11 protein-coding genes are annotated in these 12,833 nt (G+C 60.7%); 8 read left to right on the forward strand and 3 right to left on the reverse strand.

All coding sequences use genetic code 11. From position 1 onward, the window contains the following. Window positions 1–89 precede the first annotated feature (89 nt). The 4 genes from AC3WP7_RS10015 (at window position 90) to AC3WP7_RS10030 (ending at window position 3,267) form a co-directional block, all read left to right on the forward strand. Complete coding sequence (locus AC3WP7_RS10015) at window positions 90–1,055, forward strand: L-carnitine dehydrogenase (RefSeq protein WP_092242126.1); 966 nt, start codon at window positions 90–92, stop codon at window positions 1,053–1,055. Window positions 1,056–1,068: 13 nt separating this feature from the next. Beyond that, window positions 1,069–1,548: a thioesterase family protein gene (locus AC3WP7_RS10020; protein ID WP_092242123.1), complete on the forward strand. Its 480-nt coding sequence runs from the start codon at window positions 1,069–1,071 to the stop codon at window positions 1,546–1,548. Window positions 1,549–1,557: 9 nt separating this feature from the next. Then, window positions 1,558–2,718 carry a gamma-butyrobetaine dioxygenase gene (locus AC3WP7_RS10025; RefSeq protein WP_102591837.1) on the forward strand — a complete coding sequence of 387 codons (1,161 nt, stop codon included), beginning with the start codon at window positions 1,558–1,560 and terminating at the stop codon, window positions 2,716–2,718. A 285-nt stretch (window positions 2,719–3,003) separates the two neighbouring features. Next, window positions 3,004–3,267, forward strand: a complete 264-nt coding sequence (locus AC3WP7_RS10030) for a hypothetical protein (RefSeq protein WP_010207120.1) — start codon at window positions 3,004–3,006, stop codon at window positions 3,265–3,267. Window positions 3,268–3,362: 95 nt separating this feature from the next. Here AC3WP7_RS10030 and gbdR read toward each other — a convergent pair whose 3' ends face one another. After that, complete coding sequence (gene gbdR / locus AC3WP7_RS10035) at window positions 3,363–4,466, reverse strand: choline metabolism transcriptional regulator GbdR (protein ID WP_005792167.1); 1,104 nt, start codon at window positions 4,464–4,466, stop codon at window positions 3,363–3,365. Window positions 4,467–4,974: 508 nt separating this feature from the next. Then, window positions 4,975–6,351: an L-serine ammonia-lyase gene (locus AC3WP7_RS10040; protein WP_102591836.1), complete on the reverse strand. Its 1,377-nt coding sequence runs from the start codon at window positions 6,349–6,351 to the stop codon at window positions 4,975–4,977. A gap of 415 nt (window positions 6,352–6,766) precedes the next feature. On the opposite strand from AC3WP7_RS10040, the gene AC3WP7_RS10045 reads away from it, so the two are divergent. The 3 genes from AC3WP7_RS10045 to choV all read left to right on the forward strand — a co-directional run bounded on the left by AC3WP7_RS10045 (window position 6,767) and on the right by choV (window position 9,804). After that, entirely contained in the window at window positions 6,767–7,714 is a 948-nt protein-coding gene (locus AC3WP7_RS10045) for a choline ABC transporter substrate-binding protein (RefSeq protein ID WP_092242112.1), read from the forward strand. A gap of 69 nt (window positions 7,715–7,783) precedes the next feature. After that, window positions 7,784–8,629: a choline ABC transporter permease subunit gene (gene choW, locus AC3WP7_RS10050; RefSeq protein WP_016972877.1), complete on the forward strand. Its 846-nt coding sequence runs from the start codon at window positions 7,784–7,786 to the stop codon at window positions 8,627–8,629. Further along, window positions 8,626–9,804, forward strand: coding sequence for a choline ABC transporter ATP-binding protein (gene choV / locus AC3WP7_RS10055; protein WP_058426626.1), 1,179 nt, complete (start codon window positions 8,626–8,628; stop codon window positions 9,802–9,804). The genes choW and choV overlap by 4 nt, the downstream gene beginning before the upstream one ends. A gap of 61 nt (window positions 9,805–9,865) precedes the next feature. On the opposite strand, the gene AC3WP7_RS10060 is transcribed toward choV, so the two are convergent. After that, on the reverse strand, window positions 9,866–11,800 hold the full coding sequence (locus AC3WP7_RS10060) for a BCCT family transporter (RefSeq protein ID WP_232000993.1): 1,935 nt from the start codon (window positions 11,798–11,800) through the stop codon (window positions 9,866–9,868). 378 nt (window positions 11,801–12,178) lie between these two features. Here AC3WP7_RS10060 and betI point away from each other — a divergent pair, with 378 nt between their 5' ends. Next, window positions 12,179–12,772, forward strand: coding sequence for a transcriptional regulator BetI (gene betI / locus AC3WP7_RS10065; RefSeq protein ID WP_017735982.1), 594 nt, complete (start codon window positions 12,179–12,181; stop codon window positions 12,770–12,772). Window positions 12,773–12,833 lie beyond the last annotated feature (61 nt).

Raw genomic sequence — 12,833 nt, forward strand, 5'->3', positions numbered from 1 at the left:
GCATCAGTACCGAATGTATCGACTGACACACCGCTATCGGGGGCAAGCCCCCTCCCACACTGGACCACCGAAATCCATAGGAATTTGCCATGAGCTTTATCACCGAAATCAAAACCTTCGCCGCCCTCGGCAGCGGTGTCATCGGCAGCGGCTGGGTGTCCCGCGCGCTGGCCCATGGCCTGGATGTGGTCGCCTGGGACCCGGCACCTGGTGCCGAAGCTGCGCTGCGCAAGCGCGTCGCCAACGCCTGGGGCGCCCTGGAGAAACAAGGGCTGGCGCCGGGTGCGTCGCAAGAGCGCCTGCGCTTTGTCGCCACCATTGAAGAATGCGTGAAAGACGCCGACTTCATCCAGGAAAGCGCCCCGGAACGCCTGGAGCTGAAGCTGGACCTGCACAGCAAGATCAGTGCGGCAGCCAAGCCGAATGCGTTGATCGGTTCAAGCACCTCGGGCCTGTTGCCGAGTGAGTTCTACGAAGGTTCGACCCACCCGGAACGCTGTGTGGTCGGCCACCCGTTCAACCCGGTTTACCTGTTGCCGCTGGTGGAAGTGGTTGGCGGCAAGAACACCGCGCCAGAAGCCATCCAGGCCGCGATCAAGGTGTATGAATCCCTCGGTATGCGCCCGCTGCATGTGCGCAAGGAAGTCCCGGGGTTCATCGCCGATCGCCTGCTCGAAGCGTTGTGGCGTGAAGCACTGCACCTGGTCAATGATGGCGTGGCGACCACCGGCGAGATCGATGACGCAATCCGTTTTGGCGCCGGCCTGCGCTGGTCGTTCATGGGCACGTTCCTCACCTACACCCTGGCGGGCGGCGATGCCGGCATGCGGCACTTCATGGCGCAGTTCGGCCCGGCACTGCAATTGCCGTGGACCTACCTGCCGGCGCCGGAACTGACCGACAAGCTGATCGACGACGTGGTCGACGGCACCAGCGACCAGTTGGGCAAGCACAGCATTTCGGCGCTGGAGCGCTATCGTGATGATTGCCTGCTGGCGGTGCTGGAAGCGGTGAAAACCACCAAGGCCAAGCACGGCATGACCTTCGCTGAATAACGGAACCCCTGACATGCCCGCACTCACCACTTACACCACCCAGGTCCACCCCGACTGGGTGGACTACAACGGCCATCTGCGCGACGCGTTCTACCTGCTGATCTTCAGCTACGCCACCGACGCGCTGATGGACATCCTCGGGCTGAACAGTGAAAACCGCGAAGCCAGCGGCCATTCGCTGTTCACCCTGGAGCTGCACCTGAACTACCTGCACGAAGTGAAACTCGGCGCCGACGTGGAGGTGCATACCCAACTGATCGCCCATGACGCCAAGCGCCTGCACCTCTATCACAGCCTGCACTTGGTGGGGGATGAGAAGGAACTTGCGGGCAACGAACAGATGCTGTTGCATGTTGACCTGGCCGGTCCGCATGCCGCGCCGTTCACCGATGCCACGTTGGAAAGACTCACTGCCATCAGCGCCCAGCAGGCTGACCTGCCTCGCCCCGCCCTGCTCGGCCGAGTGATTGGACTGCCACCCAAAAAACAATAAGGAGACACCATGCAAACCGCCGCCGCTGTTGCCGATTTCCGTACCTACCCGAAGATCTGCGACCTTGCGCAGGTGCGGGTGCTAAATGATCAGATTCGTGTGCAATGGGCCGATGGGCGGGTCAGCCCGTTTCATCATCAGTGGCTGCGGGACAACTGCCCCTGCGCGGAATGCGTGTACAGCGTGACCCGCGAGCAGGTGCTGGAGATTGTCGATGTGGACGAGCACCTCAGCGCTGTCGACGCATGCATCGATCAAGGCTTGTTGAGCGTGCAATGGAGCGGCGGCCACCGCAGCCAGTACGACCCCGGCTGGCTGCGGGCGCATGCCTACGACGATGAGTCCCGCGCCGAACGCTGGGCGGCGAAGCCCAAACCCCAGCTGTGGGACAGCCGCTTCCAACTGCCGGTGTTCGACTATTCAGCGGTCATGCAAGACCCCCACGCATTGTTGCAGTGGCTGCTGGCGCTACGTGACTGCGGCCTCACGCAAATCCGCGGCGTGCCCACCGAGCCCGGCGCCCTGGCGCTGGTCGCCAAGCGCATTTCATTCATCCGCGAGAGCAACTTCGGCGTGCTGTTCAACGTGCAATCCAAGGCCGATGCCGACAGCAATGCCTACACCGCCTTCAACCTGCCGTTGCACAGTGACTTGCCCACGCGGGAGCTGCAACCGGGCCTGCAGTTTTTGCATTGCCTGGTGAACGATGCCGACGGTGGCGAAAGTATTTTTGTCGATGGGTTTGCCATCGCCTGCGCCCTGCGTACCGAAGACCCCGAAGCGTTCCTGGCTCTGTGCGACATCCCGGTGGAGTTTCGCAACAAGGACCGTCACAGCGACTACCGCCAGTTGGCGCCGATCATTGCGCTGGATGCCTTGGGCGATATCGCGGAGATCCGCATGGCCAATTTTCTACGCGGGCCGTTTGAGACGAGTGTGGAACAGATGCCGTTGCTGTATCGCGCCTATCGGCGCTTTATCGCGATGACGCGGGAAGATCGCTTTCGTGTGGTGCAGCGCCTGAACCCCGGTGAGCTGTGGGGCTTCGATAACCGCCGCACGTTGCATGCGCGTCATGCTTTTGACCCGGCTTCCGGGGCTCGGCATTTTCAAGGGTGTTATATCGATAGGGATGAGTTGCTCTCGCGCATTTTGGTGTTGCAACGGTAGACCGTAGCGCGCCTTTCGCGAGCAAGCCCGCTCCCACAAAAAAGCCCCGATCCAGCCGTGACTGGATCGAGGCAGAGGGCCTTGTGTGAGCGTGACATCTCGAGGGTGACCAAACCTTCAAGCTGTTTGCTGGTACTCAGTGTGCCCATTACCGCCGCCGGTAAATGGCCCGAAAACGACATGCTCATAGCCATCTGAGGCATTCGTACAATCTGCGCTTGCCGCCCCCTTGGGTGGCTACCAGAATCCCAGTCAGACCCCGTTCACCTCACCAGGATAAACGTCATGATGCACGCGGATTTGATTGACCAGGATGACCTGCTGGGCCAACTGCGCTCGCTGGGTTTCGAAGTGTCCAGCGGCGCCACTGCCGAGCAGGCCTGCGAGTGCGCGGTGCGCGGCTTGAGCGAGGCACGGGCCAAGGCGCTCAAGGGCATGGTGGAGCAGATGTACACCGGCAGTGCGACGATTCTGCCGGCCGTGCGCCAGGCAATCGACAAGCAGTTGTTGCCGGCACTGGTGCAGTTCAAGCAGAACTCTGGCGCCTGACAGATTGCTATCGGGGGCAAGCCCCCTCCCACATTTGGATGGGTGAACACAGTCAAAGGTGGGAGGGGGCTTGCCCCCGATGCAGACACCTCGGTCTAGAGCCTTACGCTGGCAAACGTCGACTCATTGCGCGCCTGACTCAACGCCGACATCGGCCCCGACAACGGCGACAACACCAGCGCCTGTGGAATTGGCATCATCGCCACCTGTTGGGTGGTGTTGGAGCCGACGCGTTCATCCCGTGGCGGAATGCCGAAATATTCGCGGTAGCACTTGGAGAAGTGCGGCGTGGACACAAACCCGCACACCGACGCCACTTCGATGATCGACATCGGCGTTTGCTTGAGCAACTGCCGTGCACGGATCAGGCGCAGCTTGAGGTAGTAACGCGACGGCGAGCAATGCAGGTACTTCTGGAACAACCGCTCCAACTGGCGACGTGAGACGGCGACGTATACCGCCAGTTCATCCAGGTCGATCGGTTCTTCCAGATTGGCTTCCATCAGCGCGACGATTTCCTGAAGCTTCGGCTGGTTGGTGCCGAGCATGTGCTTGAGCGGCACGCGCTGGTGGTCTTGCTCGTTGCGGATGCGTTCGTACACAAACATCTCGGAGATGGCGGCCGACAGTTCGCGACCGTGATCTCGGCTGATCAGGTGCAGCATCATGTCCAGCGGCGCGGTGCCGCCCGAGCTGGTGAAGCGGTTGCGGTCGAGGGTAAACAGGCGTGTGCTCATGGCCACGCGGGGGAAGGCTTCCTGCATCGAAGCCAGGCATTCCCAATGCACGCTGCAATCAAAACCGTCGAGCAGACCGGCGCAAGCCAAGGCCCAACTGCCGGTGCATACCGCGCCCAAGCGGCGCGATTGGCGTGCCTGGCTTTGCAGCCACGACACATGTTCACGGGTCACGGTACGCTGGATACCCACACCCCCGCACACGATCACGGTATCCAGGGCGGGCGCTTTGTGCATGGAAGCATCGGGAGTGATTTGCAGACCGTCGCTGGCCCACACCTGGTTTCCATCGACGCTCAAGGTCGTCCAGCGATACAGCTCGCGGCCGGAGAGCTGGTTGGCCATGCGCAGCGGTTCGACTGCGGAGGCCAGGGAAATCAGCGTGAAATTGTCCAGCAGCAAAAAGCCGATGGATTGAGGCGCACGGTTCTGGGGTTGGGCCCCGGAGTTGAACGACGTCATCGCGGTATCTCCTCACACAAAGCGGGTGATGGCCTCAGGCGAGGCTCTTGTTATTGCGCTCTTCATCCGGCGAGGAGAGAGGCTTTGAATTGATAGAGCAAATGCCATGCCTAAATTTGAATGGCCGTCCAATAACTCCTAAAAACGACCTCATGACGCGTCTAAATAAGCCCGCGCCGCACGTACGGTTATGGCTGGAATTGGCCGTAGGAACACGCCCGGGCAAGGTGTGTGAGCAGATCGGTAGCACTTGTGGGAAGGCGCTTTGCGGGTGTGGGAGAAGTCTGTCACCCAAAGCGCGGGAGGTCAGTGGTCAGGTCGAAAATCGTTCGCAAGCTACTTATCTATTTGCGACGCGCTAAAAGGTGGCGCTTTTGGTTGGGGTGTTCACTTTTTGCGCAGCGGCGCCTGGATGATTGCTATCGGGGGCGAGCCCCCTCCCACCTTTGACTGTGTTCACCAATCCAAATGTGGGAGGGGGCTTGCCCCCGATGCAGGCAACGCGGTCTCAGCACTCCACCGCGCTGACCGCCAACCCACCGCGCGATGTCTCTTTGTACTTGTCATGCATGTCCGCCCCGGTATCGCGCATGGTGCGGATCACCCGGTCCAGAGAGATAAAGTGCTGGCCGTCGCCGCGCAGCGCCATTTGCGCCGCGTTGATCGCCTTCACCGCCGCGATTGCGTTGCGCTCGATGCACGGCACCTGCACCAAGCCGCCCACCGGGTCGCAGGTCAGCCCCAGGTTGTGTTCCAGGCCGATTTCGGCAGCATTGCACAGTTGCTCCGGCGTGGCGCCGAGGATCTCGGCCAGCCCGGCGGCGGCCATGGCGCAGGCAGAGCCCACTTCGCCCTGGCAGCCGACTTCGGCGCCGGAGATCGAGGCGTTCTTCTTGCACAGAATGCCCACCGCCGCCGCACCGAGCAGGTAGTCGACCACATTGGCCTCGGTGACTTCTTCGCTGAATTTCATGAAGTAATGCAGCACCGCCGGGATGATCCCGGCAGCGCCGTTGGTGGGCGCCGTGACCATGCGTCCACCGGCGGCGTTTTCTTCGTTCACCGCCAGGGCGAACAGGTTGACCCATTCCATGGCACTCAGGGTCGAACCAATCACATTGGGCTTGTTCAACTCCTGCAGGCTGCGGTGCAACTTGGCGGCACGCCGGCGCACGTTGAGGCCGCCGGGCAGGATGCCTTCGTGCTTGAGACCCTGTTCCACGCAATCCTGCATGGCGCGCCAGAGTTTCATCAGGCCGCTGCGGATTTCATCTTCAGAGCGCCAGACCTTCTCGTTGGCCATCATCAACTCGGCCACGCGCAGGTTGTGGGTCTTGCACAGCTGCAACAGCTCCACCGCGCTGGAAAAGTCGTAAGGCAATTCGGTGCGGTCCATATCGGCCACGCCGCTTTGCGCCTGGGCTTCATCCACCACGAAACCGCCACCCACCGAATAGTAGGTGTCGCGGTGCAGCTCGCCGTTGTCACCCGACACCACCAGGGTCACGGCGTTGGGATGGAACGGCAGGTTTTCGTCGAGCAGGCGCATGTCCCTGGCCCAGACAAAGGGCACCGGCAAGCGCCCGTCGAGCAGCAGGGTGTCGGTCTCGCGCAGGGTGTGGATGCGTTGGCCGATCTGCGAAGGGTCGATGGCGTCCGGCCATTCGCCCATCAGGCCCATGATGGTCGCGGTGTCGCTGCCATGGCCGATGCCGGTGGCCGACAGCGAGCCATACAGCTGAACTTCGACGCGCCGCACTTGTTCCAACAGATCACGTTCACGCAACCCTTGAACGAACAACGCCGCGGCGCGCATGGGGCCGACGGTATGAGAACTAGAAGGCCCGATGCCGATCTTGAACAGGTCGAAAACACTGATAGCCATTAACGTGGAACTCCGCAGGTGAACAGGCCGGACACCAACGAGCTGCTACGCTCAGATCGCCCAGATGGCGGCATCATCAAGCTTTTGTTTGCCGTCACGGCGTCTCACACCGACGCACCCATGCTCACCAGCGTCGCGCCTGTGCGATCACCGGTTTTGGCCGTTTTTAGCGGTGCAGATGGGCAAAAACTGCAGTTTTGCCTTGGGAAAAACCTGTAAGCGACGTCACCGACACTGGATACGACCCTCCCTGTACTGGATACGACGCCCCCTGTAGGCGTCAGATTTTCACTGGTACATGATCAGTCTCGACTCGTTTGCAAGGCACCGTGCCAGAGCTGTTGTCGCACGCTCCAACCGCAACACTTATAAAGCGCGGCGAACGCCGTCAGAAAAAACACAGGAGTCTAGCCCCATGAAAGCTTCACCCTCGTTGTTGTTGGCCGCCATGCTGAGTCTGCCAGTCGTGGCGCACGCTGCAGAACCGGCACAATGCCAGACCGTCAACTTCTCCGATGTCGGCTGGACCGATATCACCGTCACCACCGCCGCCACCAGCGAAGTCCTCAAGGGCCTGGGCTACAAGCCACGCACCACGATGATTTCGGTGCCCGTGACCTACAAGTCCCTGGCCGACGGCAAGAACATGGACATCTTCCTCGGCAACTGGATGCCGACCATGGAAAACGACATCAAGCAGTACCGCGATGCCGGCACCGTGGAAACCGTGCGCGCCAACCTGGAGAACGCCAAGTACACCCTGGCGGTCCCGGAAGCGCTGTACAACAAAGGCCTGAAGGACTTCGCCGATATCGCCAAATTCAAGGATGAGCTGGGCGGCAAGATCTACGGCATCGAGCCGGGCAACGACGGCAACCGCACCATCCAGACGCTGATCGACAAAGACGCCTTCGGCCTGAAAACCGCCGGTTTCAAAGTCGTCGAGTCCAGCGAAGCCGGCATGCTCTCCCAGGTCGAACGCGCCACCAAGCGCGACCAGGCCATCGTGTTCCTCGGCTGGGAACCGCACCCGATGAACACCCGCTTCAAGATGAAGTACCTGACGGGGGGTGATGATTCCTTCGGCCCCAACTACGGCCAGGCCACCATCTACACCAACACCCGCAAGGGCTACACCCAGGAATGCAGCAACGTGGGTCAGTTGCTGAAGAACCTGGTGTTCACCCTGAACATGGAAAGCACTCTGATGGGTAATGTCCTGGACGACAAGATGAAACCTGACGCCGCGGCGAAAGCCTGGCTGAAGAAGAACCCTCAAGTACTCGACACCTGGCTCGCCGGTGTCACCACCGTTGATGGCAAACCTGGCCTGGAGGCCGTGAAAGCTTACCTCTCCAAGTAATGCCGCTGACCCCGGGGCGGTGCGCTGCCCCGGGATGTTTTCCCTCTTCGCATGTGGACATTCACTACCATGCTGACTGAACAGAAAATCCCACTAGGCCAGTACATCGCTGCCTTCGTCGAATGGTTGACCCAACACGGCGCCAACTATTTCGACGCAATCGCATCGACACTGGAAACGATGATCCACGGCGTGACGTTTGCGCTGACCTGGTTCAATCCGCTGGCATTGATCGGTCTGATTGCGCTGCTGGCTCACTTTATCCAACGTAAATGGGGACTGACTGTTTTTGTCATCGCCTCCTTCCTGCTGATCCTCAACCTGGGTTACTGGCAGGAAACCATGGAGACCCTGGCGCAGGTGCTGTTCGCCACCCTGGTCTGCGTGGTCATCGGTGTGCCGCTGGGCATTGTTGCCGCGCACAAACCGTTGTTCTACACCATGATGCGGCCGGTGCTCGATCTGATGCAGACCGTACCGACCTTCGTCTACCTCATCCCTACCCTGACCCTCTTCGGGCTGGGTGTCGTGCCCGGGCTGATTTCCACGGTGGTGTTCGCGATTGCCGCGCCGATCCGCCTGACCTACCTGGGTATCCGTGATGTACCGCAAGAGTTGATGGACGCCGGCAAGGCCTTTGGCTGCTCGCGCCGTCAGTTGCTCTCGCGCATTGAACTGCCCCACGCCATGCCGAGCATTGCCGCCGGCATTACCCAATGCATCATGCTGTCGTTGTCGATGGTGGTGATCGCGGCCCTGGTGGGCGCCGACGGCCTCGGCAAGCCGGTGGTCAACGCGCTCAACACCGCTGACATCGCCCTGGGCTTTGAAGCGGGCCTGGCGATCGTCCTGCTGGCCATCATGCTCGACCGCATCTGCAAACAACCCGACGCCAAAGTAGGGGGTGATGCATGAGCATTATCCGATTCGACAAAGTCGACGTGATCTTCTCCAAAGACCCACGCGAAGCGCTCAAGCTGCTGGACCAGGGCATGAGCCGTAACGAGATCCTGAAAAAGACCGGACAGATTGTCGGCGTGGAAAAAGCCAGCCTGGATATCGAGAAAGGTGAGATCTGCGTGCTGATGGGCCTGTCGGGCTCCGGCAAATCGAGCCTGCTGCGCTGCATCAACGGTCTCAACACCGTGAGCCGTGGCCAGCTGTTCGTGGAGCATGAAGGTCGCCAGATCGACATCGCGTCCTGCACGCCCGCCGAGCTGAAAATGATGCGCACCAAGCGCATCGCCATGGTGTTCCAGAAGTTCGCCCTGATGCCCTGGCTGACGGTGCGCGAAAACATCAGCTTCGGCCTGGAGATGCAGGGCCGCCCAGAGAAAGACCGGCGCAAGCTGGTGGATGAAAAGCTTGAACTGGTGGGCCTGACCCAGTGGCGCAACAAGAAGCCGGACGAACTCTCCGGCGGCATGCAGCAGCGCGTCGGCCTGGCTCGAGCGTTGGCGATGGACGCCGATATCCTGCTGATGGATGAACCCTTCTCCGCCCTCGACCCGCTGATCCGGCAAGGCCTGCAGGACGAGTTGCTGGAGCTGCAACGCAAGCTGAGCAAAACCATCGTGTTCGTGAGCCACGACCTCGACGAAGCGCTCAAGCTGGGCAGCCGTATCGCAATCATGAAAGACGGCAAGATCATCCAGTACAGCGTGCCGGAAGAGATCGTGCTGAACCCGGCGGACGACTATGTGCGTACCTTCGTCGCCCACACCAACCCGCTGAACGTGCTGTGCGGTCGCAGCCTGATGCGCACCCTGGACAACTGCAAGCGCGTGAACGGTTCGGTATGCCTCGATCCGGGCGGCGACTCGTGGCTGGACCTGGCCGAAGGCAACACCATCAAGGGCGCCCGCCAGAACGGCGCGGTGATGAACCTGCAGAACTGGGCGCCGGGGCAAGCGGTGGAAGGTTTGGGTCGGTTGCCGACACTGGTGGACTCGAACATCGGCATGCGCGATGCGTTGCAGATTCGTTATCACACCGGCAACAAGCTGGTGTTGCATGACAACAACCAGGTGGTGGGGATTCTGGGAGACAGTGAGCTGTACCACGCCCTCTTGGGCAAGAACCTGGGCTAACACTGCACATCTCACTGTGCAAACAGGTGGTGTCAGTGAGGACACCACCCGTCTTCAACTATCAGCTATAGACCCGGCCAAGGAGTTGCCGATGGCTTTCAAACTGATCGAGCACATCCCGGGTGATCTGTTCCTGGGTGAAGCCCATCAGGTCGTATTCCTGAGGTCCGTTGTGCAGGTACACCTCGGCACGGTAGTAGCGAGTGCGCTCTTCCTCGGGCAGGTCGCTCGGCGCCGACGAGTAGGCATCCAGGCTCACTTCATAGACAAACGGGTTGCCCTCTTCCATCTCGATGCGCACACCGATGCAACGCTTGGACTTACCGAGCAGGGTCTGCACTTCCAAGCCCTGATCACGCAACGCCGTCGCCGCCTCTTCCAACGCTGGCGTCACATGCTTGTCCATGAAACGCTGCACGGTGCCTTGGCTCGGTTGCAGGTCCAGCGCCGTCAGACGCTCGCTGAAACCACGGCGACCACGCTCGGCCAATTGCGCCTGCTCCTGTTCGATGGCCACGTCCTGGCGCATCGCCTTGTGCAAGCCGAACATAAAGAAGATCAGCACCACCGAGAACGGCAGCCCCGCCAGCACCACCATGGTTTGCATGGCTTCGAAGTTGCCGGCAAACAGCAGGCCGATGGTCACCAGGGTGATCACCGCCGACCAGAAGATCCGCAGCCAGTGCGGCGCATCTTCATCCACGTTGCCACCTTTGCACGACAGGTTGGCCATCATCACCGCGCCCGAATCCGCCGGGGTGAGGAACAGCACGAAGCCTACAAAGATCGACACGCCGATAACAATTTTCGACGCAGGATAATGCTCCAGCAACTGGTAGATGGCCATGGAAGGCTGCTCCAGCGCCGTCTTGCCCAACTCCACCGCACCGTGGTTCAGCACCAGGTCCAGGGCCGAGTTACCGAAGATCGACAACCACGCCAGGGTAAAGCCCAGCGGAATCAGCAGCACGCCGGCCACCAGTTCACGCACCGTGCGACCACGGGAAATCCGCGCGATGAACATACCCACAAATGGCGCCCAGGAAATCCACCACGCCCAGTAGAACAGGGTCCACAGGCCCATCCAGCGTTCGGTCTTGTCGGCGTCGCCTTCGTACACGTAGAGGTCGAAGGTTTTCAGGATGATGCCGTTGAGGTAGTCCCCGGTGTTCTGCACCAGGCCGTTGAGCAAATGCAGGGTCGGGCCGAACAACAGCACAAAGATCAACAGGCCGCTGAACAGCACGATGTTGAGGTTGGACAGGCGGCGGATGCCGTTCTCCACGCCCGACACGGCAGCAATGGTCGCCACGGTGCTCATCACGATGATCACGATCAACAGGTTGGTGTTGCTGTGCTGCATGCCGAACAGGTTTTCCAACCCGGACGACACCTGCATCGAACCAATCCCCAGGTTCGTCACCAGGCCCAGCAGGGTCACGAACATACCGAAACCGTCCACCGCATGGCCGGCCGCGCCTTTCACCCAACGCTCGCCCACCAGCGGGTACAGCGCCGAACGCAGGGCCAGCGGCTGGTTATGGCGATACGCGAAGTACGCCACGGCCAGGCCGACCAGGGCATAGATCGCCCAGCCATGCAGGCCCCAGTGCAGGAAGGTCAGTTGCAGCGCCTGGCGTGCGGCGCCATTGCTGGCGGCTGCGCCTTCGGGCGGGTTGAAGTAATGGTCCAGCGGCTCCGAGGCGCCAAAGTACAGCAGCGAGATGCCGATGCCCGAGGAGAACAACATGCCGGCCCAGGCGCCGTAGCTGAAGTCCGGGGTGTCGTCCTTGCTGCCCAGTTTCAACTTGCCGTAGGACGAAAACGCCAGGCCCACCACAAACACCAGATAGGCGGCGATGACCACCATGTAGTACCAGCCGAAGCTTTTCGAAAGCCACGCCTGGGCAACACCGAGCATGCGCCCGGCCTCCTGCGGGGCGATGATCAGAATGGCAGTCAACAACAGAATCAGCGCGGTGGAGGTGTAGAACACCCAACCGTTGACCCGCACCTTTTCCGGTGGGGTTTTTATAAGAGAGGCAGAACTCATGGCGCAGATGCTCCGGGCAGTGCGAGAGAGAAACACAAGGCAACGGTTATCCCGGGACATCGATTTTTCGGCAGTCGACGGACGGGTGTTATAAAGACACCCCTTAAACCCCTGTCCCCCACGGGCGCAGTGCCCAGGGACGTTTCAGGGGTTTAACCAGGTGCCGGATGTCGCGCCTGCAGGTGGGAAATACCTGTAGGACGCGACCATTTGTCGCAGATCTTATTCTTTGTTGATTGAACGTTCAATCAAAACAAAATAGACTGGCCATCAAGCCGACGGACGTTTATCGCCCGCCGCAGGCCTAAGGAGAGGTGCTACATGCCCAAGGTCGGTATGCAACCCATACGCCGCCAGCAGTTGATCGAAGCCACGTTGACGGCCATCGATCAGGTCGGAATGGGAGATGCCAGCATTGCGCTGATCGCCCGTTTGGCCGGCGTCTCGAACGGCATCATCAGTCACTACTTCAAGGACAAGAACGGCCTTATTGCAGCGACGATGCGCTACTTGATGAACGCGCTGATCGACAACGTCCATGAGCGCCGGCAGGCGCTGACGGACGACAGCCCACGGGCGCACCTTCAGGTGATCATCGAGGGCAACTTCGACGCCAGCCAGGTCAACGGACCGGCAATGAAAACCTGGCTGGCCTTCTGGGCCACCAGCATGCACCACCCGTCATTGCACAGGTTGCAGCGGATCAACGATCAACGTCTGTATTCCAACCTGTGCTGCCAGTTCCGCCGAGTGCTGCCGCTGCCGCACGCACGCAAAGCAGCCCGAGGCCTGGCGGCCCTGATCGACGGTTTGTGGTTGCGCGGCGCCCTGTCGGGAGACGCTTTCGACACGGCGCAGGCGCAACGGATCGCTTACGAATACATGGATTTCCAATTGGCCAAGCAGGTGAGTTAGAGCACACATAAACGCTCAACCCCTGAACGCTGCCGCACCGGCTTACGGTACGGCAGTCAAC

Source organism: Pseudomonas sp. FW305-3-2-15-C-LB1 (assembly GCF_058787615.1).

What these genes read in the sequence shown, in the direction of transcription:
- choV (WP_058426626.1), top strand. Translation starts at nt 8,626, where the DNA reads ATGAGCATTATCCGATTCGACAAAGTCGACGTGATCTTCTCCAAAGAC.
- AC3WP7_RS10030 (WP_010207120.1), top strand. Translation starts at nt 3,004, where the DNA reads ATGATGCACGCGGATTTGATTGACCAGGATGACCTGCTGGGCCAACTG.
- AC3WP7_RS10025 (WP_102591837.1), top strand. Translation starts at nt 1,558, where the DNA reads ATGCAAACCGCCGCCGCTGTTGCCGATTTCCGTACCTACCCGAAGATC.
- AC3WP7_RS10020 (WP_092242123.1), top strand. Translation starts at nt 1,069, where the DNA reads ATGCCCGCACTCACCACTTACACCACCCAGGTCCACCCCGACTGGGTG.
- choW (WP_016972877.1), top strand. Translation starts at nt 7,784, where the DNA reads ATGCTGACTGAACAGAAAATCCCACTAGGCCAGTACATCGCTGCCTTC.
- AC3WP7_RS10015 (WP_092242126.1), top strand. Translation starts at nt 90, where the DNA reads ATGAGCTTTATCACCGAAATCAAAACCTTCGCCGCCCTCGGCAGCGGT.
- AC3WP7_RS10045 (WP_092242112.1), top strand. Translation starts at nt 6,767, where the DNA reads ATGAAAGCTTCACCCTCGTTGTTGTTGGCCGCCATGCTGAGTCTGCCA.
- gbdR (WP_005792167.1), bottom strand. Translation starts at nt 4,466, where the DNA reads ATGACGTCGTTCAACTCCGGGGCCCAACCCCAGAACCGTGCGCCTCAA.
- AC3WP7_RS10040 (WP_102591836.1), bottom strand. Translation starts at nt 6,351, where the DNA reads ATGGCTATCAGTGTTTTCGACCTGTTCAAGATCGGCATCGGGCCTTCT.
- betI (WP_017735982.1), top strand. Translation starts at nt 12,179, where the DNA reads ATGCCCAAGGTCGGTATGCAACCCATACGCCGCCAGCAGTTGATCGAA.